Source organism: Acinetobacter sp. YH12251 (genome assembly GCF_013417465.1).
GTDB lineage: Bacteria > Pseudomonadota > Gammaproteobacteria > Pseudomonadales > Moraxellaceae > Acinetobacter > Acinetobacter amyesii.
In genome coordinates this window covers 66,388-89,786 of record NZ_VPDZ01000003.1, presented here as the reverse complement: position 1 = coordinate 89,786, position 23,399 = coordinate 66,388, and the positions used below count along the sequence as shown (strand labels likewise).

At 42.3% G+C, this 23,399-nt stretch carries 21 protein-coding genes; 13 read left to right on the top strand and 8 right to left on the bottom strand.

The window, feature by feature from the left end; genetic code table 11:
- Positions 1 to 65: 65 nt before the first annotated feature.
- From aroE to hemF, 3 genes are all read right to left on the bottom strand, one after another.
- Positions 66 to 854 (bottom strand): shikimate dehydrogenase, encoded by a 789-nt coding sequence (aroE, locus tag FTV27_RS03660; RefSeq protein WP_180077079.1) that lies wholly within the window; start codon positions 852 to 854, stop codon positions 66 to 68.
- A 102-nt stretch (positions 855 to 956) separates the two neighbouring features.
- Complete coding sequence (locus tag FTV27_RS03655; protein ID WP_078189308.1) at positions 957 to 1,178, bottom strand: hypothetical protein; 222 nt, start codon at positions 1,176 to 1,178, stop codon at positions 957 to 959.
- A 231-nt stretch (positions 1,179 to 1,409) separates the two neighbouring features.
- Positions 1,410 to 2,351 carry an oxygen-dependent coproporphyrinogen oxidase gene (gene hemF / locus FTV27_RS03650; RefSeq protein ID WP_180077078.1) on the bottom strand — a complete coding sequence of 314 codons (942 nt, stop codon included), beginning with the start codon at positions 2,349 to 2,351 and terminating at the stop codon, positions 1,410 to 1,412.
- 277 nt (positions 2,352 to 2,628) lie between these two features.
- On the opposite strand from hemF, the gene hemN reads away from it, so the two are divergent.
- Positions 2,629 to 4,002: an oxygen-independent coproporphyrinogen III oxidase gene (hemN, locus tag FTV27_RS03645; RefSeq protein ID WP_180077077.1), complete on the top strand. Its 1,374-nt coding sequence runs from the start codon at positions 2,629 to 2,631 to the stop codon at positions 4,000 to 4,002.
- A 95-nt stretch (positions 4,003 to 4,097) separates the two neighbouring features.
- Here the strand turns inward: hemN and ribA are convergent, their stop codons facing one another.
- Positions 4,098 to 4,700 (bottom strand): GTP cyclohydrolase II, encoded by a 603-nt coding sequence (gene ribA, locus FTV27_RS03640; protein ID WP_168379100.1) that lies wholly within the window; start codon positions 4,698 to 4,700, stop codon positions 4,098 to 4,100.
- A gap of 311 nt (positions 4,701 to 5,011) precedes the next feature.
- Between ribA and dxs the strand changes: the two genes are divergently transcribed.
- The 8 genes from dxs to FTV27_RS03600 all read left to right on the top strand — a co-directional run bounded on the left by dxs (position 5,012) and on the right by FTV27_RS03600 (position 13,768).
- Positions 5,012 to 6,922 carry a 1-deoxy-D-xylulose-5-phosphate synthase gene (gene dxs / locus FTV27_RS03635; RefSeq protein ID WP_180077076.1) on the top strand — a complete coding sequence of 637 codons (1,911 nt, stop codon included), beginning with the start codon at positions 5,012 to 5,014 and terminating at the stop codon, positions 6,920 to 6,922.
- Between the two features lie 112 nt (positions 6,923 to 7,034).
- Positions 7,035 to 7,865, top strand: a complete 831-nt coding sequence (locus tag FTV27_RS03630; protein ID WP_180077075.1) for an inositol monophosphatase family protein — start codon at positions 7,035 to 7,037, stop codon at positions 7,863 to 7,865.
- A 456-nt stretch (positions 7,866 to 8,321) separates the two neighbouring features.
- Complete coding sequence (locus FTV27_RS03625) at positions 8,322 to 10,133, top strand: DEAD/DEAH box helicase (protein WP_180077074.1); 1,812 nt, start codon at positions 8,322 to 8,324, stop codon at positions 10,131 to 10,133.
- A gap of 407 nt (positions 10,134 to 10,540) precedes the next feature.
- Complete coding sequence (locus FTV27_RS03620; RefSeq protein ID WP_111885426.1) at positions 10,541 to 11,359, top strand: ABC transporter ATP-binding protein; 819 nt, start codon at positions 10,541 to 10,543, stop codon at positions 11,357 to 11,359.
- A complete protein-coding gene (mlaE, locus tag FTV27_RS03615) occupies positions 11,356 to 12,135 on the top strand; it encodes a lipid asymmetry maintenance ABC transporter permease subunit MlaE (RefSeq protein WP_180077073.1) in 780 nt (259 codons plus the stop codon). The genes FTV27_RS03620 and mlaE overlap by 4 nt, the downstream gene beginning before the upstream one ends.
- Positions 12,135 to 12,815 (top strand): outer membrane lipid asymmetry maintenance protein MlaD, encoded by a 681-nt coding sequence (locus FTV27_RS03610; protein WP_180077072.1) that lies wholly within the window; start codon positions 12,135 to 12,137, stop codon positions 12,813 to 12,815. Before mlaE ends, FTV27_RS03610 begins: the two co-directional genes overlap by 1 nt.
- Before the next feature lie 17 nt (positions 12,816 to 12,832).
- Complete coding sequence (locus FTV27_RS03605) at positions 12,833 to 13,468, top strand: phospholipid-binding protein MlaC (protein WP_078189299.1); 636 nt, start codon at positions 12,833 to 12,835, stop codon at positions 13,466 to 13,468.
- Positions 13,469 to 13,507: 39 nt separating this feature from the next.
- Positions 13,508 to 13,768: a lipid asymmetry maintenance protein MlaB gene (locus FTV27_RS03600; RefSeq protein ID WP_218945760.1), complete on the top strand. Its 261-nt coding sequence runs from the start codon at positions 13,508 to 13,510 to the stop codon at positions 13,766 to 13,768.
- A 76-nt stretch (positions 13,769 to 13,844) separates the two neighbouring features.
- On the opposite strand, the gene FTV27_RS03595 is transcribed toward FTV27_RS03600, so the two are convergent.
- On the bottom strand, positions 13,845 to 14,858 hold the full coding sequence (locus FTV27_RS03595) for a CorA family divalent cation transporter (RefSeq protein ID WP_078189297.1): 1,014 nt from the start codon (positions 14,856 to 14,858) through the stop codon (positions 13,845 to 13,847).
- A gap of 155 nt (positions 14,859 to 15,013) precedes the next feature.
- Between FTV27_RS03595 and FTV27_RS03590 the strand changes: the two genes are divergently transcribed.
- On the top strand, positions 15,014 to 15,622 hold the full coding sequence (locus tag FTV27_RS03590; protein WP_180077071.1) for a TIGR00730 family Rossman fold protein: 609 nt from the start codon (positions 15,014 to 15,016) through the stop codon (positions 15,620 to 15,622).
- Complete coding sequence (locus FTV27_RS03585) at positions 15,619 to 16,026, top strand: NUDIX domain-containing protein (RefSeq protein ID WP_180077070.1); 408 nt, start codon at positions 15,619 to 15,621, stop codon at positions 16,024 to 16,026. The genes FTV27_RS03590 and FTV27_RS03585 overlap by 4 nt, the downstream gene beginning before the upstream one ends.
- A 43-nt stretch (positions 16,027 to 16,069) precedes the next feature.
- Here the strand turns inward: FTV27_RS03585 and FTV27_RS03580 are convergent, their stop codons facing one another.
- Complete coding sequence (locus FTV27_RS03580) at positions 16,070 to 16,666, bottom strand: ComF family protein (protein ID WP_180077069.1); 597 nt, start codon at positions 16,664 to 16,666, stop codon at positions 16,070 to 16,072.
- Positions 16,667 to 16,841: 175 nt separating this feature from the next.
- Positions 16,842 to 18,887, bottom strand: coding sequence for an ATP-dependent DNA helicase RecG (gene recG / locus FTV27_RS03575; protein ID WP_180077068.1), 2,046 nt, complete (start codon positions 18,885 to 18,887; stop codon positions 16,842 to 16,844).
- A gap of 59 nt (positions 18,888 to 18,946) precedes the next feature.
- Here recG and FTV27_RS03570 point away from each other — a divergent pair, with 59 nt between their 5' ends.
- A complete protein-coding gene (locus FTV27_RS03570) occupies positions 18,947 to 19,723 on the top strand; it encodes an NAD-dependent epimerase/dehydratase family protein (RefSeq protein WP_180035654.1) in 777 nt (258 codons plus the stop codon).
- A 121-nt stretch (positions 19,724 to 19,844) separates the two neighbouring features.
- Positions 19,845 to 20,456 carry a hypothetical protein gene (locus FTV27_RS03565; protein ID WP_180035655.1) on the top strand — a complete coding sequence of 204 codons (612 nt, stop codon included), beginning with the start codon at positions 19,845 to 19,847 and terminating at the stop codon, positions 20,454 to 20,456.
- 97 nt (positions 20,457 to 20,553) lie between these two features.
- Here the strand turns inward: FTV27_RS03565 and plsB are convergent, their stop codons facing one another.
- Positions 20,554 to 23,127 (bottom strand): glycerol-3-phosphate 1-O-acyltransferase PlsB, encoded by a 2,574-nt coding sequence (gene plsB, locus FTV27_RS03560; RefSeq protein ID WP_180035656.1) that lies wholly within the window; start codon positions 23,125 to 23,127, stop codon positions 20,554 to 20,556.
- Positions 23,128 to 23,399: the final 272 nt, after the last annotated feature.

The window sequence follows — 23,399 nt, the reverse complement described above, 5'->3', positions numbered from 1 at the left end:
CAATTGAGGTTCTTTTTTTAGGTGTTTAGACTGCTCAGAAAGTGAATTGAGCAAATCATTTTGAATTATAGAAAGTCTTTTAGATCAGGTTTGACGCCATTCCAAATGGAAAAAGATTCAATCGCTTGACCAACCAACATGCCAAAACCTTCTGAGGTTGGAACATGGCGTGCTTTGGCTTGATCCAAAAATGTCGATGGTTTGCCATAGGCCATTTCATAGGCGTGGGTGAATTGTAAAGCTTCAGGCAAAATTAGCGGATCACCCGTTAAGCTTGCCGATGTGGCATTAATCACCAGATCAAATTGACCTGCTAAGTCAGTGAGTGCAATGGCTGCAAGTTCGGCATTGGGGACAGCAGTTTTTAAGTCAGCGACCAATTGTTCAGCACGTGCAAGGGTACGATTTGCAATCACAATTTTTTTCGCACCTGCCTGAACCAATGGATAAATGACACCACGAGTTGCGCCACCTGCACCAATGATTAAAATATCCGTATTTTTGAGCGACCAGTCTAAGGCATGAATGGCATTCACCAAGCCTTGACCATCAGTATTATCACCGTGTAATTGACCATCTTGCATCCAAAGTGTATTGACCGCACCTGCAATTTTGGCACGTTCAGTAAGGACGGCACATTGTGCATACGCTTGTTCTTTAAATGGAACAGTAACATTCATACCGATGCCACCTTCGGCAAAGAAGGATTCGACACTGTGCTGAAAACCATCGAGTGGCGCAAGTCGTTTGCTGTACTGAATGTCGAGGCCTGTTTTTTCAGCGAAGGCATGATGAAGTTCAGGTGAGCGTGATTGTTCAATCGGGTTGCCAATCACGGCAAATTGTTTGCTCATTGCACAGCGTCCATGTAGATGTGAAAGAGCAGACAATATACGCCAAAACCGAAGATGGCTAAAGTTCGGGCAGTCTTAAAATCGTGAAATAAAGGAGGAAAATTAAGGATTACAAATATCTAAGACGCTTTGAATCAAGATGCTCGCAGCACTGATGACTAGACCAATCAAGGCAACGACCATGAAGCCAATAGCCAAATTATCATTCAAAGAGGTTTCGGAAAAAATATTAGTACTGATAGCGCTGATCAGCACAACAGCAAAGCTCCAAAACACCAAGGCAGTAAGACTGACTGCTTTTTTATTGAGTGTTTGATGTGTCATGTGCGTTGTACTCCGTACAAGAAAGTTACAGCCATGAGTTTATTGACACATTGTGCAATGACATAGCGTAAAGCTGTTTAAAAGATGTGTCATTGTTGAGCAATATGATTACAAAGTAAATGCTTAAAAAATTTATTTATGCATCAAGATATTACCTAGAAATATAAATACTTTAATTAAAAGGCAATGAAAAGCCCCTGATGGACAGAGGCAAATACATGTCTATCTATTTTATATCAATATATTAAGCCAATCATGCGGTTTTAAATAAAAGTCGGTGAGCTTTTTCTCTGGAGAATTTTCTTCCCATTCAGGACGATACGACCAGCCCGCCAAAGGTGGCATACTTACTAAAATGGATTCAATACGCCCACCAGTTTGTAAACCAAATAAGGTGCCACGGTCATACACTAGGTTATATTCAACGTAACGACCACGACGGTAAAGTTGGAAGTCTCGTTGTGCTTCGGTATAGGCTTTGTCTTGGTTTCTTTGGAAGATCGGTAAAATTGCCTCTAAATAACCATTACCGACGGCCTGCATATATTTGAAACAGGTTTCAAAGTCCCATTGGTTGAGATCATCAAAGAATAAACCACCCACACCACGTTGTTCATCACGGTGTTTGAGATAGAAATAGTCATCACACCATTTCTTATGTTCATCATAGAGTGTATCACTAAATGGGGCGCAGAGGTCATGGGCAGTTTGATGCCAAGACAAGACATCTTCATCATTTGGATAAAATGGAGTGAGGTCAAAACCACCGCCAAACCACCAAATCGGATCTTGTCCTTCTTTTTCGGCGACAAATAAACGCACATTGGCATGTGAGGTTGGGACGTTGGGGTTTTTCGGGTGAATTACCAACGACACGCCCATGGCTTGCGCTTTTGCACCTGCAATAGCGGGATGGCGTTCAGTCGCAGAGGCGGGTAATTTTGAAATATTGATGTGCGAGAACATCACACCGCCTTTTTCAATCACCGTTCCATTTTGAAGAACACGTGAGCGACCACCACCACCTTCAGGGCGTTCCCAGTCATCGATCGCAAATTCGGCACTTCCGCCACCAGCACGTTCTTGCTGTTCCAATGCGGCACAAATCCGTGCCTGTAAATCGCGAAGGAATTCATCTACACGTTGAATATCGGCTGAAGTTGGATTCTGCATGGTGACCTTTATTAAAATAATTTAAAGATAAGTGTCATCAAAGCATAAATTACGTGAAAACTTAAGGCATTTTTCCCGATACTCAGCATCGGATCTTTGCTTTAAATCTGGAAATCTAGTGATTAAACCAAAAGATCATGCAAAGTTAGCAGCAATTGCTCCGGCTGAAATTGGGCCTATTCCGACAAATTTGCTAGGTTGAATTCACATCTGAAGCTCAGCACAATAATCATAAGGTAGATTTAAATTGAATCTCATTGATTGAAATGGTGCATCGATGTCTCAGCAGGCGAGTTCTTTAATTCAAAAATATAATGTACCGGGTCCACGCTATACCAGTTATCCAACCGTACCGTATTGGGAGGAAGCTGAGTTTTCATTACAACAGTGGAAACAGGGATTAAAGCGTTCATTTGATGAGACCAATCACAGCGAAGGCATCAGTCTGTACATTCATCTGCCATTTTGTGAAAGCTTATGTACGTTTTGTGGTTGCCATAAAAAAGTCACAAAAAAACATGAGATGGAGCTGCCTTATATTCAGGCGGTGCTGAAAGAATGGGACTTATATTGTCAGCTCTTGGTCGATCGACCGATGATTAAAGAAATTCATTTGGGCGGGGGAACGCCTACTTTCTTTTCTCCTGAGCATCTCACCCAGTTGATTCAAGGAATTTTGGCTCACGCAACAGTTGCAGATCAGCATGAATTTAGTTTTGAAGGGCATCCGAACAATACCACACGTGAGCATTTACAAGCTTTGTATGATGTTGGTTTTCGACGCGTAAGTTATGGAGTGCAGGATTATAATGAGAAGGTGCAAAAAGCCATCCACCGTATTCAGCCCTTTGCACATGTCGAACAAGTGACACAGTGGGCACGTGATATTGGCTATACCTCTATTTCGCATGACTTGGTTTTTGGTTTGCCATTTCAGGATTTAAACGACGTGTTGCATACCATTGAACAGACCAATCGTTTGATGCCAGATCGCCTAGCCTTTTATAGCTATGCACATGTGCCGTGGATTAAGGGAAATGGTCAGCGTGGTTTTAAAGATGCCGATGTCCCGAAAGATGATTTAAAGCGTCAATGCTATGAAGAAGGTAAAAAACAGCTACTGGCGCAGGGCTATCATGAAATTGGGATGGATCATTTTGCATTAACCCAAGATCCGATGTATCAAGCTTTTCAGCAGGGCAGTTTGCACCGTAATTTTATGGGCTATACCGCATCGAAAACCCAAGTAATGATTGGACTCGGCTTATCTTCGATCAGTGATAGTTGGTACAGCTTTGCACAAAATGAAAAGAAAATTGAAGACTATTATTCACGTTTAGAGCAAAACCAAATTCCTGTTTATCGAGGTCATGTGCTGACAGATGAGGACTTAATCATTCGTAAACATATTCTGAATTTGATGTGTACATTCCATACTTCGTGGGCAAATACAGACATGCAATTTCCAGAAATTGATGAAGTGGTTGCACAATTAACAGAAATGCAGGCGGATGGATTATTAGAGTTGGGTGATCAGAGCATCCAAATTACCGAAAAAGGCAAACCTTTTGTACGTAATATCTGCATGGCTTTTGACTTAAGGTTAAAACGCCGTGTGCCGGAAAATCGTATTTTTTCGATGACGATTTGAATTTCCCCTAACCCCTCTTTATTTAAAGAGGGGAAAGCCTCCCTTTTGTAAAGGGAGGTTTGGAGGGATTTATAGATGGAGAATTTAAAGGACTTTTAAAAATCGTCCTTTTGATACATATGCGACATACGATCATGTTTGGTTTTTAAATATTGTTCGTTGAATGGATTTAAACCCACAGTCAGCGGAACACGATCAACGACATTCACGCCTTGCTCTTGGAGCGCTTCAATTTTTAATGGGTTATTGGTAATGAGACGCACAGCCGTAATGTTGAGATGATTCAACATGATAGGGCACATATCATAACGACGTGCATCGGCAGGAAGATCCAATAATAAATTGGCATCCACCGTATCATGGCCTTGATCTTGTAAGGCATAAGCACGGATTTTATTGGTCAAGCCAATACCACGACCTTCTTGGCGTAAATATAAAATCACCCCTTGACCTGCTTCATTAATTAATTTTTGGGTGGCTTGAAGCTGTGGGCCGCAGTCACATTTGAGTGAAGCGAAGGCATCACCAGTCAGGCATTCGGAGTGGATACGAACTAAAACAGGTTCAGTGGGAGCTTGTTCTAGTCCTTTAGAGAGTGCGACGTGTTCTTCACCGGTTTCAGGATCCTGAAAAACCGTAATATTGAATTCACCAAAAGCGGTCGGTAATCTTGACGTTGCGACAAATTCTATAGGCACTGCTTAACCCGTTTATTCGATTATAAATTGGCTAAAGTATAGCGTAATGCTTGGACATTGGTAGAATTGCAACGACGAATTTATGCAGAACATTTTCTTTTTTGTATAAAGCGAACGATAATAGTTGATAAATAGGAAGATTATTCAGGATAATCTGACTCATTCAAAATCTCCCCAACGAGATCATTGCTAAAAATTACATCGCTACAAGTTTGGCTGATTGTAAGGTGATACAATTCGACGATATGATCGAGTTACCCATTTAGACCGAGCTTAGGAATTTGCCAGGCTTTAGAAGGCTTTGCCACATTATGCTGTATAAAGAAATACCATTTCAACGCCCTGTAACACCGTTGCTGGATACGATTAACCATCCTCAACAACTTCGTTTACTCGAGCGCAGCCAATTAGAGCAAGTGGCGGATGAGTTACGTCAATTTATTTTGTATGCGGCCGGACAAAGTGGTGGGCATTTTGGTGCCAATCTTGGGGTGGTCGAATTAACCGTGGCATTGCATTACTGTTTTGATACACCACGTGATCGTCTGATTTGGGATGTGGGTCATCAAGCCTACCCGCATAAAGCCTTAACGGGTCGTCGTGAACAATTAGTGACGATTCGTGCCAAAGATGGTTTGGCTGCGTTTCCTGCCCGTGAAGAATCTGAATTTGACACCTTTGGTGTAGGCCATTCATCAACCGCGATTTCTGCTGGTCTTGGGATGTCATTGGCACGTCGCTTCAAGCAAGATCCCTGTCATGTGGTTGCAATCGTGGGTGATGGCGCGATGACAGCGGGCATGGCTTTTGAAGCCATGAACGATGCGGTGGCACACAATGCTGACCTCATGGTGGTATTGAACGACAACGATATGTCGATCTCATGCAGTACAGGTGGTTTTGCTAAGCATTTGGCTGCGATTTGGGAAAGTGGTCAATCGGTGAATATTTCTGAAAATGGCGAAGCCTATATTCAACCTCATCCTGAATGGGCGTATAACTCACGCCTACATTGTGCTGCGACCGATGCTGCAGACAACCTATTTAAAGCCATTGGCTTTGACTACTTTGGTCCTTTTGATGGGCACGATGTTGAACAATTAACACACGTGTTTGAAGCCTTAAAAAAACGCAAAGGCCCACGTTTAATGCATGTCTATACCAAAAAAGGTAAAGGCTTTGCACCTGCCGAAGCAGATCAAATTAAATACCATGCCATCAGTAAACTGAATGCACCTGCTGCTGTGGCAACTGCACCGAAATATTCAGATGTTTTTGGTCAGTGGTTATGTGATGAAGCTGTACAGGATGATCGTTTATTAGCGATTACTCCTGCGATGTGTGAAGGCTCAGGCATGGTGCAATTTGCAAAGCAGTTCCCTGAGCGTTTTTTTGATGTTGCCATTGCAGAACAACATGCGGTGACTTTGGCTGCGGGTATGGCCTGTGAAGGGGTAAAACCGGTTGTTGCAATCTATTCAACCTTTTTACAACGTGGTTATGACCAACTGATTCATGACGTCGCTTTGCAAAATCTTGATGTCACATTTGGTATCGACCGTGCAGGTTTGGTTGGTGAAGATGGCCCAACGCATGCCGGTGCATATGATTATGCCTTTATGCGTACCGTGCCGAACATGGTGATCATGGCGCCGAAAGACGAAAATGAATGTCGTCAAATGTTGCATACGGCTTATTTGTATAAAGGCCCAGCGGCAGTACGTTACCCACGAGGTAATGGACTAGGTGTTGAGATTCAGCAAGAGATGACCGAGCTTGAAATTGGCCGTGGTGAAGTTCTTATAAGCTTTAATGATCAGCAAGATGCAACAATTTCGATTTTAGCATTTGGTAGCCGTGTTCAGGCAGCGGTTGAGGCGGCTGAAGTATTGGCTGAAAAACTGGATGTTGCAGTTCGTGTGCTAAATATGCGTTTTGTAAAACCATTAGATACACAGTTGATCGATCAAATCGCGGCAAGCACGCAACTATTTGTGACAGTTGAAGAGCATGCAGTGATGGCGGGTGCGGGTAGTGCGGTAAATGAATATTTAGCGCAGGCTAGTATTGTTAAACCGATGCTGAATTTAGGTTTGTCAGATGAATTTATGCATCAGGCGACACATGCTCAAATGCTACAACAAGCTGGACTAGATGCTGAAGGCATTATCACTTCTGTGACACAAAGCTGGATAAAACATAAGTCAACTGTAGTTTGCTGAATTTCTAATTTTTAGAAACATTTTTTCCCTAAAAGCCCTTATATTTGATAAGATATAAGGGCTTTTATGCATTATTCTTTATCAGTATCTTCAAATTTGTAGTGGGTGTTCAATGGAACCTATGGTGGTTATGGCTGCGCGTGCGGCTCAATTAGTTGGTCAAGAGCTTTTAAAAGCGCATCAAAATCGTCATAAACTCGATCTACAAGTCGAAGAAAAAGGAATTGATGGTCCAGTAACGCGTGTAGACCGTTATTTGGAACAATTGACTATCGATACCCTACGTAAAAGCTATAAAAATCACAGTTTCCTAGGCGAAGAGTTTGGTCTTCAAGAAGGTAAAGGTCATGACGCTGATTGGTGTTGGATCATCGACCCACTTGATGGCACATTAAACTTTGTTAATGGTGTTCCACATTTCTGCATCTCTATCGCAGTTCAACATAAAGGTGTAACTCAGCACGGTGTTATTTATGACCCTGTGAAAGATGAGTTGTTCTCTGCAAGCCGTGGTCGCGGTGCGATGATGAACCAACGCCGTATTCGTGTAAATGTAAAAGACAGCTTAGAAAACACTTTGCTTTCAGTGGGTCATGCGTATCGTAAAATTCGTAATGGCGAAGTGGTTTCTTATGCGAAAAACCATTTCAACTCATTGTTAAATGTAACTGAAGCCGGTGCTCAATACCGTCGTTCAGGTTCTGCTGCTCTTGATCTAGCATATGTTGCTGCAGGTCGTTTCGATGGTTATTTCGAACTTGGTTTGAAACCATGGGACATCGCTGCGGGTGAACTTATTGTGAAAGAAGCGGGTGGTACTGTGGTTGATGCTCGTGGTGGTAACGACTCAATGGACAATGGTCAAGTACTTGCATGTTCTATGAAAATGCTTAAACCACTTATGCAAGCTGTTGTTCCAGCTTGGGGTGAAGCTGCTAAATAATAGAACGCTTAGTTCGAGTTTATTGACAGAATAATGAAATAAAGCCCTCTTTATGAGGGCTTTATTTTGTCTAATTGGTCAAAAATAAAGGCTTAAACACCTATAATTTAAAGCTTCTTACAAAAAACATTCTGAAGTTGACTAAAACAGGTGACATTTAAAAACTTTCTGCTATAATCGCCGCACGCACTAAATTTCGTTCATTACCTGAACATTCTCTTCTATCATTGTGTATGCGCGTTCCGGTCCAAAGAGAGGACGATATTTCGCGCCCCACCCAATCGCTAAGCGATTCCTTCAGGTTGCGGCTGTAATCATGTGTGCGTTATACACATCGTCGTTCTCGGATCGCCGCTGATTCTATATTTTCAGCGTTTTTTGCTGTGCCGCTTTTTGCCGATGTCCATCTGAATTTATATTTTTAATGGAGCACCCATTTTTGGGGTGAAATACTCTATGAGCAAAACTTTTGCTGATTTTCCTTTACATGAGTCGTTACAACTAGCATTACAAGGTCTAGGTTTTACTACTCCGACTCCAGTGCAAGAACAATCAATTCCAGCTGCATTAGAAGGTAAAGACCTTCTTGTATCAAGCCAAACTGGTTCTGGTAAAACTGCTGCATTCTTACTCCCAACTGTGAATGCTTTGGCTGGTCAAGACACTTTGATGTCTTTCAAAGAGCGCATGAAAGCGGTAACTGCACCGTCTATTCTTGTACTTTGCCCTACACGTGAATTGGCTCAACAGGTTAGCCAAGACGCAATTGCTTTAGTACGTCATATGAAAGGTGTTCGTATTGCTGCAATTATGGGTGGTATGCCTTTCGGTAAACAAATTCAACAGCTTAAAGGTGCACAAGTTGTCGTAGCGACTCCAGGTCGTTTACTTGACTTGGTGAACCGTCGTCAAATTAAACTAGACAACGTTGATGCGTTAATCGTTGACGAAGCTGACCGTATGCTTGACTTAGGTTTCTCTGAAGACCTAGAAGCGATCAGCGACTTGGCTGCTAACCGTAAACAAACATTAATGTTCTCTGCAACATTTGCGCCGCGTATCATTACACTTGCAGAACGCATGATGAATGATCCACAGCGTATTGCGATTGAAACTGGTCACTCTACAAATACTGACATTACTCAGACTCTTCATTGGACTGACGGTTTCGAACACAAGAAAAAACTTTTGACCCACTGGTTATCTGATGAGTCTGTAGATCAAGCAGTTGTATTCGCATCTACTCAAGAAGATACAGATATGTTGGCTGAAGAACTTGCAGAAGCAGGTCACTCAGTTGTCGCTCTTCATGGAGCAATGCCACAAACTGTACGTAACCGTCGTTTACGTAGCATTCGTGAAGGTCGTGCAAAAATCTTAGTTGCGACTGACGTTGCTGCACGTGGTCTAGACGTACCAACAATTTCTCACGTAATTAACTTCGGTCTTCCAATGAAGAACGAAGACTATGTACACCGTATCGGTCGTACAGGTCGTGCGGGCCGTACTGGTAACGCGATTACTTTAGCGACTTACCGTGAACGCGGTAAAATCCGTGCTTTAGAAGACTTCTTAGATGCACGTTTAAATGTGTCTGAAATTGAAGGTCTTGAGCCATCTCCACCTCCTGCACGCGGTAGCCGTGATGGCGGTCGTGGTCGTCGTGATGGTGGTCGCGGTGGTCGTGGTGGCTTCGGTGGCGGTCGTCGTTTTGAAGGTGAATCAAACTTCAAACGTCGTGAAGGCAACCGTGATGGCGAACGTCGTTCATTCGGTAGCGAAGATCGTCCACGTCGCGAATACAACAACGATCGTCCACGTCGTGAAGGTGGTTTCGAAGATCGTCCACGTCGCGAATTTAACAACGATCGTCCACGTCGTGAAGGCGGTTTCGAAGATCGTCCACGTCGCGAATTTAACAACGATCGTCCACGTCGTGAAGGCGGTTTTGAAGATCGTCCACGTCGCGAATTTAACAGCGATCGTCCACGTCGTGAAGGTGGTTTTGACCGTCGTTCTAACGATGACAACCGTGGTAACCGTGTAGATTACAAACCAGCTCGTGAAGGTTATGGCGATCGTCCAAAACGTTCATTTGGTGAAGATCGTCCACGTCGTGAATTCAACGGTGACCGTCCTCAACGTTCATTTGGTGAAGATCGTCCAAAACGTTTCGGCGATGACCGTCCAAAACGTTTCGGTGATGATAAACCACGTGGCGAACGCACTTTCGGTGAAGACCGTCCACGTCGTAAATTCAATGACTAATTGAATTTCGAAAGAAATATCGAAAAAACCGGTGGAAACACCGGTTTTTTTTATGGATTTAAATTAGCTTTTTAATCAGAAAAATGTATACTTGATCAAACTTTATGTGTTTAATGATAATTAATATGAACGGAAACGCGTTGGCAAATATGCGTACAGTGATGATCGAGGTACTTATGCCTTATATCGGTTTGACACTCTTATTGTGTAATATCGTTTACTATATATACAATTATTTTAACTAAATTCTTCTATTGGGTTGAAAACACCCTCTATAAAATCGCATTAATAATAAAAAACAATTTACCTGATGGAATGCAGGGATATGCGCTCATGCAATGGTAACATTTTAAACTTCAATCCTTTATAGTATGCATGCTGAAAAAAATGCAGGAAAATCCTCAGCTATGAATAATCAAACGTCTTCTCAGACTCAGGCACTGATCGAAGTGAAAAACCTGAGTTTTAAGCGAGGAGAGCGCGTCATTTATGACAATGTCAGTTTAAAAATTCGTCGTGGTCAGATCACTGCAATTATGGGTCCATCTGGTACAGGTAAAACGACTTTACTCCGTTTAATTGGTGGTCAATTGACTCCCGATAATGGAGAAGTGTTGCTTGATGGGCAGGACATTGCACAGATGTCACGTCAGGAACTCTTCGCTGCGCGTGCGCGTATGGGGATGTTGTTTCAGAGCGGTGCATTATTTACCGATATGTCGGTATATGAAAACGTAGCCTTTCCAATTCGTGCCCATACCAAGTTGCCAGAGCATTTGATCGCTGAAATTGTTGCGTTGAAATTAGAGTCTGTTGGTTTACGTGGTGCGGAACAAATGATGCCCTCTGAACTATCGGGTGGTATGAATCGTCGTGTGGCTTTGGCCCGTGCAATTGCACTGGATCCTGAGTTAATCATGTATGACGAACCTTTTGCAGGGCAAGACCCGATTGTGATGGGGGTTTTAACCCGCTTGATTCGTTCGCTACGTGAAGCTTTAGATTTAACCACGATTATTGTCTCGCATGATGTAGCTGAAACTTTATCAATTGCAGATTACATCTACGTCGTGGCTGAAGGGAAAGTGCAGGGCGAGGGAACACCTGAGCAGTTAAAAGCACATGCCTCGCCGTTTGTGAAGCAGTTCTTGACGGGTTCGGTAGAAGGTCCAGTCGATTATCAATTCAGTCATCAGCCCTATTTAAATCATGAGGTTCGTTCATGAATGCTATTGCCGCATTAGGTAGACGCGTCATTGAACGTGTTCGAGGAATCGGCGTAGCAACCATTATGTTGCTGCAGATTCTTTTTTCCATGCCGACTTTACTTGGCGTGAAATTGTTTATTGATCAGATGTACCGTGTTGGTGTGCTTTCATTACTGATTATTGTGGTATCTGGCTTATTTATTGGCTCGGTACTGGGGTTGCAGATGTATAGCATTCTGTCGACTTTTGGTAGTGAAGCGATGCTCGGCACCGCCGTTGCACTGACGTTATTACGTGAACTTGCACCTGTGGTTGCGGCTTTACTCTTTGCAGGTCGTGCAGGTTCAGCTTTAACGGCTGAAATTGGTTTGATGAAAGCCACTGAGCAGTTGTCGAGTATGGAAATGATCGGGGTCGATCCCTTAAAACGGGTGATCTCGCCACGACTTTGGGCCGGTATTTTTAGCTTGCCAATGTTGTCGGTGATTTTCGCTGCAGTCGGCATCATGGGCGGTAAATTGGTGGGTGTTGATTTTCTAGGTGCAGATGAAGGCTCTTATTGGAGTGGCATCGAGAACAGTGTGCAATTCTTTAAAGACGTCTTTAATGGCACCATCATCAAAAGTTTTGTTTTTGCATTAATTTGTACTTGGATTGCGGTCTATCAGGGTTATGCCTGTGTCCCAACTTCAGAAGGTATTGCAACGTCGACCACACGTACTGTCGTGTATTCTTCGTTGTGTGTTTTAGGTTCAGATTTCGTGTTGACTGCGGTCATGTTCGGAGGTATTTAATGAAATCACGTACGAGTGAACTGGCCGTCGGTTTTTTTGTCATTCTGTTTGCTATCGCTATTTTCTTCTTGGCGATGCGTGTGAGTGGTTTGGTCGGCAATAACATCGAAGACAGTTATGAATTGACCGCGACATTTGAAAATGTAAACGGGATTAAACCCCGTGCCAAAGTCACCTTAAGCGGTGTTAAAGTTGGTCAAGTGGAATCGTTGAAACTCGATCCTGTGACGCGTTTAGTGACAGCACATCTCATTATGGATGGCTCATTAACCTCTTACAATGCAGAACAATTAAAAGAAGTGCAAAAGAATGCACTCGAAGAACTGCGTTACACATCAGACTATGAAGCAGCGACACCTGCGAAACAAAAAGAAATGGAACAGCAACTGATTGCTAACATGAAATCCATCACCAATATCGATGAAGATGCTTACATTATGGTGGCAACCAATGGTTTATTGGGCGAGAAATATTTGAAAATTGTACCGGGTGGTGGTGTCAACTTCTTAAAACGTGGTGACCAAATTGGTAATACCCAAGGTACGATGGAAATCGAAGATTTGGTGTCTAAATTTGTGACCGGTGGTGCAGGGAACAAAACTGACAACACAGCAGATGCTGAACAAAAAACAGAAGCTGCTGACACAACAACGGCAGAAGAACCTGCATTTGTTGAATAATTTTTAGGAGAAATTAAGTGAACACATTGTTAAAACATACGCTTACAGCAAGTATCTTATCAACTATGATGGCAGGTACAGCTTTTGCTGCTCCAAGCGAAGCACCACCTGCATTTGTAAAAAAAGTGGCTGATGGCCTCATTACACGTTTAAAAGCAGACCACGCAAAACTACAAAATAACCCTGCGGCTGTGAAAACGATTGTTCGTCAAAACTTAGACCCGTATATCGATTCACAAGCGTTTACACGTATTGTGATGGGTACGTATGCAACGAATCAGTACAGCTCAGCGGCTCAACGTGCGCAGTTTGAACGTAACTTCCGTGCAACACTGATCGAAAACTATGGTTCAGCATTTGCTAAGTTTAGTAACCAAACGTATAGCATGCGTCCATATAAAGCGTCGAACAGTAAGAACCCTGTTGTAACGATTGATTTCCATAACAACGGTGAAAAAATTCCAGTTTCTTTCCAGTTGGCGGATAAAGGTTCACAATGGAAAATCCGTAATATCAACGTTTCGGGTATCGACCTAGGCCTACAATTCCGTAATCAGTTTGCGGCCACTGTAAAACGTAATGGCGGTAACATTGATAAAGCAATTGCGAACTTCAAACCTGATGCTGATGCAGCATTAGACAAGAAAAAATAAGATAGGTGATGTGTGATTAAACTTCATCAACAAGAATTGATGGTTTCAGGCAAAATCGATTACAACAATGCTGAATTGTATTATCAAGACGGCTTGAAATTGATTCAACAACAGCAAGCTTTTCCCTTGGTGGTCAATCTTGCTGAGCTTGAGCATGGCAGTACTTTGGCTTTAGCTGTTTTGGTCCGTTGGTTACGTCAAACGCCAAAAGCGCAAGGTTTACAGTTTAAAGCAGTCCCTGAAAAAATGATGAAGATTATTCAAGCCTGTCATCTTGAGCATGACTTGCAATTGATCTAAAAAAAAGCACCGTAAGGTGCTTTTTTTTATTTTAGCGGGACAAGAAACTCTCGCAAGTCTACGCAATAGGAACGGATTAAATCCATTTCTTCCAGCGGAAGTACATCAATGGGCCAATAAAGAATGCCACGATGATTAAGCTGACCACGATAAAACTGGTTGTACCATGCGCGAAGGGCAGTACATCGGTGTTCATTCCATAGACGCTAGCTACTAACATCGGTGGCGCAAGCATACTTGGTAAAATCGAGAATCGACGAATTGTATCGTTCTGTTCGGTGTTAATGAACCCAGAAGTGGTATCCAGTAAGAATCGAACCTTTTGGAACAAGAAGGCATCATGCTCAACAAGAGAGCGCACGTCTTCACTGAGTTCTCGGATGTCGGCATCATAAATATGACTACCCAAGGCGCGAGGACGTGATAGGAAGGTGAGAACACGACGTAAATCGATCAGACACAGCTGAGCTTTTCCGAGCATATCTTCTAAATGCGCAAGTCGGGTAATCATGTCATCTAAGTCTAAAATCATCTCACGATGACGGTTATTCAGCACTTCTGTGGAATACTTTTCTAAGTCCTTGTGGATATCTTCCAAGATATCCGCAAGCTCATCGAGTTTGGCTTCTAAAAGACCCAATAAAATCCAAGTTGGATCTTTATAGTCAATTTCATAGTCATTACGACGCGCACGGGCACGAAAGGCACGGAAAGCCACCAGCTTTTCACCCCGTAAAGTGAATAAGCGCTCTTTATGCAAAATAAAGGCAACCGTTTGTACGGTAGCTAAGGTGCTAGCATTTTCTTCGGGTTCGCCATCGACCTGAAAATTTTTATTTTTCGTTAAAAAATAGGTGCTGATGTGCAAAATACCGTCGTCATCACGGTAGAATCGTGCACTCGACGAAATATCTTCTAATGATTTTAATGTAGGTAAATTTTGATCATAGGCATCCATAATCCATTGCTGCTCTTCCTGAGACGGGGCAATGAGATCGAGCCAGACTAAATCCTGATGTAAATCGAAGTCACCATTGATGGTGACATCTTCTAAGCTACCGCGCTCTGTCGCGTAAAAGGCTTCAAGCATGTTGTCTTTTCCCCTTACGCAGTAAGTTAAAAATGAATGGGTGTATTTTAGACAAGGATTTGCTGAAAAACACTGTTCTAATGCTTAATTTATGAAAAAATCTGTTTAAAGTTGATTTTTCCAGCATAGCGTTCCTGATCTGATGGTGATTATAAATGAAATCTATCGCAATTTTCTGTGGTTCCGCCCTTGGTAACAATCCTATCTATTTACAGGTTGCTGAAAAAGTCGGTCGTCATTTAGCGGCCCAAGGTATTACATTAGTCTATGGTGGTGGCCGTTCAGGTTTGATGGGTGTCGTGGCAGATAGTGCTTTGCATGCAGGCGGGCAAGTCATTGGGGTGATTCCAAAAGTCCTGGTCGATAAAGAATTGGCACATCCAGATTTAACCGAATTGCATGTGGTAGAAAATATGCAACAACGGAAAACTAAAATGTCTGAACTCTCGGATGGTTTTGTGGCGATTCCAGGTGGAGCAGGGACTTTAGAGGAAATTTTTGAGCAGTGGACGTGGGCTCAATTGGGCATTCATTTAAAGCCATGTGCCTTTCTCAATGTAGATGGTTTTTATGACGATTTATTGAATTTTCTGAAAACTACCGCAGAAAAAGGCTTTACCCATCCGCGTTTTATCGAAGGCTTAATTGCAGAAGATAATATTGAAACGATTGTTGAGCAGTTTCAACATTTCACTGCGCCAGAGCCGAAATGGGGCATGGTTGAACGTACAGCCTTTATCGCCGATTTGGAACAAGATAGATGAAAATTATCACTGTTGCCGCAGCCATTATTTTAAATGAACAGCATGAACTTTTAGTGGTTCGTAAAAAACACACGGCATTCTTTATGCAAGTAGGTGGCAAGTTAGAACCCCATGAAGCTCCTGAAATCACCATGCTGCGTGAAATTCAGGAAGAAATTGGCTGCGCTGCGCAGATTGAGCAATTCATTGGTCGTTTTGAAACGGCTGCTGCGAACGAAGTCGATCATCTACTGGTGAGTTATGTCTATCTGGTCCAGTTGCAAGGTGAACCGAAAATTGATGCGGAAATTGCAGCGATGAAATGGGTCAGCTTGGATGATACACAAACAAAACTCGCCCCTTTAACACGTGAGGTGGTGATTCCTTGGGTGAAGCAGCAGACTCGATCTCTTGCTGAAAGCTAAACCGCTTCGCTTGTTCATTTTCTTTAGAGGTTGATGTTTGAAACTAAGGCTGTGCCGCAGCAATGCATGCGGCATATACCTGCGTGCAATGTAGCTGATGTAACAGCTTGCTTAATGCATGGATTGAACTCCCTGTGGTCACCACATCATCAATGATGAGGACTTTACGGAAACGGCGTTTTTCAGTTGGGTCGATAATAAATTGTTGTTCGATATTTTCTAGGCGTTCTAGCCGACTCAAGCCTTTTTGAGCGTGCTGTGCTTGACGAATCACGGGTTGCCAAACAGGGATGCGCAATTGCTTTGCCATCATGTGTGCAACGAGCAGCATTTGGTTGTATCCACGGTCCTTGAGGCGTTCAACTGAAATAGGCATGGGAACAATGGCCTGAACTCGAGCTAAGCGCATGCTTAAAAGGCTCTGTGCCAGTAAATTTTGATACTGCAATTGTTGCTCATACTTATAGCTTTGGATGATGCGATCTATTGGAAAATCATAGTGAAAGGCACAAGAGATGCTGTGTTCATGGCGATTAACCATTTGTTTAAACCAAGGCAGTTGTTCCCAGCAGTCAATACAAAGCGAATGATGTTGTTGTCGATCGATACTACAGAGTAGGCAAGGGGAAAAGCTCTGCATCCCTTTTTGGATGAAGTGTTAGATAGATTGGAGCATATTTTTATTCTAATCATTCTTTTTTGAGTATTCTGCACAGTTTGTGGTGAAGTGCAATCACAACACCACAGAAACCTGTTCGACAAGCTTATTGGTTAAAGCCAATCTTATTTTTAGGATGATCGAAACATCATCCTAATTATACATAGGCATAACGGGGTGCTTCAGGCAGCCATCGTTTTAAAAGTGCTTGAGCCTGTGCAGGATAATCATTTAGGACTTGTTGAGCCACATAGTGTGCCTGATTGAGTAAATGGTCATCTCGCTCCAATTTGGCTACACGAAAGCCCATATCTCCCGTTTGTTTGGTGCCGAGAAGTTCACCAGGGCCGCGAATTTCCAAATCTTTTTCAGCAATAATAAAGCCGTCATTGGTTTCACGCATGATGCGTAAACGCTCTTGCCCATTTTGCGATAAAGGATTTTTATACAGCAAAGCACAGAAACTGGCTTTGGCACCACGCCCTACACGACCACGTAGCTGATGTAATTGTGAAAGCCCTAAGCGTTCTGCATTTTCAATTACCATGATCGAGGCATTTGGGACGTCAACACCGACTTCAATCACTGTGGTTGCAATCAGTAATTGCAATTCATTATTTTTAAATTGCTGCATCACTGATTGTTTTTCATCGGCCTTCATTTTGCCGTGAACCAGACCAATATTGAGGTCTGGAAAGCGTTCTTTAATTTCATTAAAAGTCGCTTCAGCGGCCTGAGCATCTAAAGTTTCTGATTGTTCAACTAAGGTACAGACCCAATAGGCTTGTTTACCTTCAGCACAATTGCTGGCAATCCGCTGTAGCACTTCTTCACGACGGTCAAGTGGAATAGTGACTGTTTGAATCGGTGTACGACCGGGTGGCAGTTCATCAATGACGGAGGTATCTAAATCGCCATAAGCCGACATGGCCAAGGTACGAGGAATAGGGGTTGCTGTCATCACCAGTTGATGCGGTGTCATGCCATTGAGACCTTTGTTTCGTAGCGCCAAACGCTGATCGACGCCAAAACGGTGTTGTTCATCAATAATCACTAAACCCAATTTGGCAAATTGTACATTGTCTTGAAATAAAGCATGTGTGCCGACCACTAAATTGGCTGAACCATCTTGAATACTTTGTTCTGCAGCAGCTCGAGCTTTACCTTTTTGCTTGCCGGAAAGCCAAGACACGGTTAGACCCATCGGCTCAAACCATTTTTTGAAATTTAGATAATGCTGTTCGGCCAAAATTTCTGTTGGCGCCATCATGGCCACTTGCCAACCTTCCTCGAGCGCATGACAGGCTGCAACGCCTGCGACTAGGGTTTTACCTGCACCTACATCACCTTGTACGAGTCGCAGCATAGGTTTGTTTTTTTTCAGATCGACTGCAATTTCTTTGGACACGCGTTTTTGTGCGCCGGTCATTTCAAACGGTAGTGTACTTAAAAGTTGTTTGGTGAAGTTCTTACTTGTAGAGAATGACGGTGCTTCGATTTGTTGAATATAAGCACGGCGGCTGAGCAAACTGACCTGATGGGCAACCAATTCTTCGAAAATTAAACGTTGCTGTGCAGGATGAGAACCTTGGCTCAGTTGCAACATATTGGCATCGACAGGGGGATGATGAATATAGTCCAAAGCCTGTTTTAGTGCATAGCCATTGGTGAATTTTTCTGGCAGTAATTCAGGTAAGTCATCACTATATAACTGTAGTGCTTGTTTGACGTATTCACGTAGTTTGGGCTGTGTTAAGCCTTCGGTTGCAGGGTAAATCGCAGTGAGTTGGGTTTGTGGTAAAGGCGTGTGTTCAGTAATCACCTGTAGTTCAGGATGATACATTTCTAAGCCACGAGCACCAACACGGACTTCACCAAAAATCCGTAAACGATTTCCCGGTTTTACCCGATCAGTAATGCCTTTGTAGATATGGTAAAAACGTAAAGTAACTTTGCCACAGTCGTCATCCAGTAGGGCGGCCATCGATTTACGCTTTCCGGGTGGAAAGTCGATACTTTTGACTGTACCTTCCAGTAAATAACTTCGACCCACGGTCAATTGGTTCATGGGGATGATCGTGCTACGATCTTCATAGTCGCGTGGCAGATGAAACAAAAGATCATCTGTCGTGAAAATATTTAGTTTTTCAAGTAAAGCAGCGGCGGCATTGCCAACCCCTTGCAATTGATGGACGGAAGCCATGTCCCCTCAACTTCGGTTTATATGATCTAAATGGATCAGTTCTGAGAATAGGTCGTTTGATGCATATTCTATTTATCGGTTATGGTAAAACATCGCAACGTGTTGCTAAACAATTATTTCAGCAAGGTCACCAAATTACCACAGTGAGTCGTAGTGCGAAAGAGGATGATTTTGCAGAACATTTAATCCAAGATGTTCACCAACTGGATTTATCGCAGGTTCAACCGATTGATGCTGTCTATGTTCTTTTGGCTTCTGCACGTCATGCTCAATTCAATGCTGTGGATGCTTATCGATACACTTATGTCGATTCTGTACAGCCGATTGTTCAAGCATTAGCAAGTCATCCAATACAACGTTTAATCGTGGTGTCGTCCACTCGTGTCTATGGTGAGCATGCGGGGGAGCGCATTGATGATGACACTGTGCCACAACCGATCGATGAGCAGGGGATGTTGTTACGCGAAATGGAGCATCGCTACTCACAAGCATTTCCTACCGAATGCGTGATTGTACGTCCATCAGGGATTTATGGCACATCGACAAAACGAATGCAGAAACTGGCCGAAACGACTCATCGCTATCCCAATATCCATTGGTCCAATCGAATACATATCGATGATTTGGCAAAATTTCTGTGTCATCTACTTCACGTGGAACATCCTGAGAAATCATATATTTGTTCTAATAAACAACCTCAACCATTACATGAGCGGATCTTGGAATTACAAAGAGCTATGCATTTACCCGAATTGGTTTTAGAGAGCGAAGTAGAAACAGGTAAAAAGATTTATGCAACGCGGATGATGGAGAGTGGTTTTAAGTTGGAGTGTTGAGTATTTTGGGGTATTTAGATTTTGAATTTAAATAATTATTGAGTTTATTTGATAAAAACAAATGGTGCTTTAATATTTATTTATAAAGAATAATTCAATTCAGTTAACTATAAGGGGATTTATGTCGAGCTATATTGATTATATTAAGCTTTCCACAAGTGCTATTTGTGATGCTGTCATGACCTTTGATCAAGCACGTTCTGCTGAAAAAATGATGGGATGGGAATATATGGGAGAAGATAATTCTGCTTGGAAGGAAGGCCCTTATTTGTCATTGGGAGCAAATCAGAAAGATATGGATAGGAGCCAGCCATATTGTATGAGATCAAGTATTTATATGCGTGCAATAGCAGGAGTTGTTTTAGATAATCAATTTCATAATACGGGGAAAACACAGATACCTACATCAAAGCTTGAACCGCATCAATCGAGGGTTGAGCCTGTAATATCAAAGTTGATTATGATTGAACAATTTGAAATTTTTAAAGATTTTATGGTTTCGTGTGATGGTCCATATAATAAGAAACAAGTAGCAAAATGGGAGGGGAAGCTTCCAAATGATATTTTGAATGAAATATCAAGTTTAACAATAAGAAGAAATGCATTAACTCATGACATTGATTATGAACTTCCAACAATGAAAGAGGCTGTAGAGTTTTTTTATGCTTTAAGATACATAGTAAATAATTACTTTAATTTTTCTTCTGAAAAAAATGAAGATTCCAAAATTTAAAGCTCATTATCTCTAATGAACAGAGACAAGCCTTTTACAACTTGTCCCTGATTCTGCTTATATTCTTCCACTTTTATAGCGAAAAAATCAAAACGGTTTATTTCTTCTTACGTTTCAAGCGTTTTTTGGCTTGTTCCGCAGCAACTTTATCAAGTGCTTCTTTTAACTCTTCATCACTAAAGGTCGTAATGTGCTGCAACATTTGCAGGGTCACATCATCCAAAACGAGGTTGGCATATTGCGCAACATTTTGGAAATTTTCATCAAACACAATGGCGTTGTTTTCATTGGTGCTGATATAACCTTGTTGTGTTAAGACTTTAATAAAGCTTTGGAACAAGGCCTTATCAAAGAACTCTGGCGAGTTAAATTCATACAACACAGATAGACGTTGACCAACCAAGTGACTGAGTTCTTCAACCTGACGCGTAGAGATATTGCCCGAACCACGTTGTGTAATTAAAGCCAAAGTCATGTAGTAACGCTCAAGACTTTGCATTACAGGTGCAGCCAAGACTACTAACTGATTGTGCTGCTCTGAGTTAGGCGCAGGGGAGATCAGGTTGCCTTCTGTATCTTCAGAAATCAGTTTAGCTTTGATCAGTACTTCTGCATACGCACAGATCTGATCTTTAAGCTCTTCATTATTCCATTTGAGGAATAACTCAGCTTTTAAGAACGGATACAGTGTACGAATGACATTAATCAAATCACCACGGCGAATAGAACCATTATGTTCAACCAAAGCAGCAATGAGTGATGGCAAAATAAATGCGTGCAGGATGTTGTTACGGAAGTAGGTTAACAGCACCGCTTGATTATCAGCAATGGCAATAATATCGCCAAGGACATGATTAACACGTTTGATCAGCTTGAGTTTTAAACCATAAGCAATGATTTCTTTACCTGACAGCGGTGTCACTTGCATGCGCTCATCGTAAGGTAAGGCAGTTAAAAGATCGCGATAGGTATCTAACTGCTTAATGCAAATCTCTTCATCTAAAGTGTGTTTAGATGTTGCCAATAAAATCAGTGAAAGCAATGAAACTGGGTTCACCACTGCTGCACGGTTAATATTTTCTAAAATCACGTGTGCAGAACTGTTAATGGCATCCGAAACTTCTGGCGGAATTGGATCGTCATTCTTCTCGATTTTGATGTTGCTTGCATTGTGCTTTTTCAGCATATCATCAAGGAAAACTGGCTCACCAAAGTTCAAATGAACTTTACCGAAAATACGTTCGATCTTACGCAGAGTTTTCATAATCCCAATGATCGATTCGCCTTCTTTCGGCTTACCATTCATTTCGCCAACGTAGGTCGCACCTTCCATTAAACGCTCATAACCAATATAGGTCGGTAAGAACACGATTGGTTTGGCTGGATTGCGTAAATGACCATGGACAGTCATGGCGAGCATGCCGGTCTTCGGTGGTAATAAACGACCGGTACGTGAACGCCCACCTTCGATGAAGTATTCCAGCGGCGTATTACGCGCCAAAATACTGTAGAGGTATTCTTTAAATACGGTGGTGTAGAGACCATTGCCACGGAATGAACGACGAATAAAGAACGCGCCGCCGCCACGTAAAATTTGCCCGACAAATGGCATGTTCAAGTTATCACCCGCAGCAATGTACGGCACCATCAAGCCACGTTTATAGATCACATATGACAATAATAAATAGTCGATATGACTACGATGGCATGGGGTGTAAATGATCTCATAGTCTTTGGCCAGTTCACGAACGGTACTGAAGTTATGCACTTCGACGCCATCATAAAGCTGTGTCCACAGACGAGTCAGTGCTAAGTCAGCAAAACGTACTGTTGATGCAGAATAGTCAGAAACGATTTCATTTAAATAACCAATCGCACGACGTTCAGCTTCAACCATACTGATTTTACTGCGAATGCTTTCACGACGAATCGCATCTTGCACATCCGTAGATTTGATCAGGCCGTGCATCACATTACGACGGTCAGATAAATCCGGCCCCAAAACCACTTCACGCTGTGCATCTAAATAATCATTCAGTGTGCTGACAATATAAGTCGCAGGTGACAGGTTCGGATGTGTAGTTTTGGCATATTCAACCAAACGACGCAAAGACTGTGGTTCATGGAATTCAAGGTACGATTGACGACCGTGCAAACCAATATTGACCAGCTGCTTCACTTTGCTTGGTGTAGACCATGTATCGGTAAATAATAATTTAAACCAAGAATCTTCTTTATCGGGTTCACGACCCCACAGCACGGTTACAGGAACGAGCTCAACATCCGCATCAGGATTTTTTTCCAAAACCTCAATTAAACGCAATAAACGAGGTGGAAAGGCATGTGGCGGTGGATTGAGTAAGTTGTCTTCATCATGATGTTGTAAAAACACCACAGATGCTTTTTCTGTTTGCGTACCCACTGTCATTGGGTCGAGTGCAGGGTGTAGCTTTAAACGACGGGTTTCACCATCGACAATTAAAGCATTACTCCGTGAATGATTTTGCAGAACGTAGCAGGTAATTTTCGTTGTCTGTACGCCGGTATCTGTATCGGTTTCAGTCACTACAGGTTCTACAGGGACTTCACCTAAAACATGCGGTGTTACCACAAGGTCAAGCAGTTTACTCGAAAGCTTTCGATACATCTGACCAAAGCCGCTCTTGGACATACAAACTCCTACTTTTCATGACCAAACCACAGAGATTCTGAGGGGAATCTATTCTGCGTAATTGTACTTAAAAACTGTATGTCATTTTCTGACAAATTGCATAGATATTGTAAGATTTTATCGTTAAAAAACGTATTTTTAGCAGTTATATTGCATCAGCAAGGTGACAGATCAGTCAGCGAATCTTTAGGGTTTTAGTCTGGATTTATGGCAAAATGGAAAATATATTTAAACATCTGTTGATGTTGCCTGCATTAGCTTAATCCCGAATG

Coding starts and splice junctions, on each gene's coding strand:
- aroE (WP_180077079.1), bottom strand. CDS start 854: ATGAGCAAACAATTTGCCGTGATTGGCAACCCGATTGAACAATCACGC.
- FTV27_RS03655 (WP_078189308.1), bottom strand. CDS start 1,178: ATGACACATCAAACACTCAATAAAAAAGCAGTCAGTCTTACTGCCTTG.
- hemF (WP_180077078.1), bottom strand. CDS start 2,351: ATGCAGAATCCAACTTCAGCCGATATTCAACGTGTAGATGAATTCCTT.
- hemN (WP_180077077.1), top strand. CDS start 2,629: ATGTCTCAGCAGGCGAGTTCTTTAATTCAAAAATATAATGTACCGGGT.
- dxs (WP_180077076.1), top strand. CDS start 5,012: ATGCTGTATAAAGAAATACCATTTCAACGCCCTGTAACACCGTTGCTG.
- FTV27_RS03630 (WP_180077075.1), top strand. CDS start 7,035: ATGGAACCTATGGTGGTTATGGCTGCGCGTGCGGCTCAATTAGTTGGT.
- FTV27_RS03625 (WP_180077074.1), top strand. CDS start 8,322: ATGAGCAAAACTTTTGCTGATTTTCCTTTACATGAGTCGTTACAACTA.
- FTV27_RS03620 (WP_111885426.1), top strand. CDS start 10,541: ATGAATAATCAAACGTCTTCTCAGACTCAGGCACTGATCGAAGTGAAA.
- mlaE (WP_180077073.1), top strand. CDS start 11,356: ATGAATGCTATTGCCGCATTAGGTAGACGCGTCATTGAACGTGTTCGA.
- FTV27_RS03610 (WP_180077072.1), top strand. CDS start 12,135: ATGAAATCACGTACGAGTGAACTGGCCGTCGGTTTTTTTGTCATTCTG.
- FTV27_RS03600 (WP_218945760.1), top strand. CDS start 13,508: ATGGTTTCAGGCAAAATCGATTACAACAATGCTGAATTGTATTATCAA.
- FTV27_RS03595 (WP_078189297.1), bottom strand. CDS start 14,858: ATGCTTGAAGCCTTTTACGCGACAGAGCGCGGTAGCTTAGAAGATGTC.
- FTV27_RS03590 (WP_180077071.1), top strand. CDS start 15,014: ATGAAATCTATCGCAATTTTCTGTGGTTCCGCCCTTGGTAACAATCCT.
- FTV27_RS03585 (WP_180077070.1), top strand. CDS start 15,619: ATGAAAATTATCACTGTTGCCGCAGCCATTATTTTAAATGAACAGCAT.
- FTV27_RS03580 (WP_180077069.1), bottom strand. CDS start 16,666: ATGCAGAGCTTTTCCCCTTGCCTACTCTGTAGTATCGATCGACAACAA.
- recG (WP_180077068.1), bottom strand. CDS start 18,887: ATGGCTTCCGTCCATCAATTGCAAGGGGTTGGCAATGCCGCCGCTGCT.
- FTV27_RS03570 (WP_180035654.1), top strand. CDS start 18,947: ATGCATATTCTATTTATCGGTTATGGTAAAACATCGCAACGTGTTGCT.
- FTV27_RS03565 (WP_180035655.1), top strand. CDS start 19,845: ATGTCGAGCTATATTGATTATATTAAGCTTTCCACAAGTGCTATTTGT.
- plsB (WP_180035656.1), bottom strand. CDS start 23,127: ATGTCCAAGAGCGGCTTTGGTCAGATGTATCGAAAGCTTTCGAGTAAA.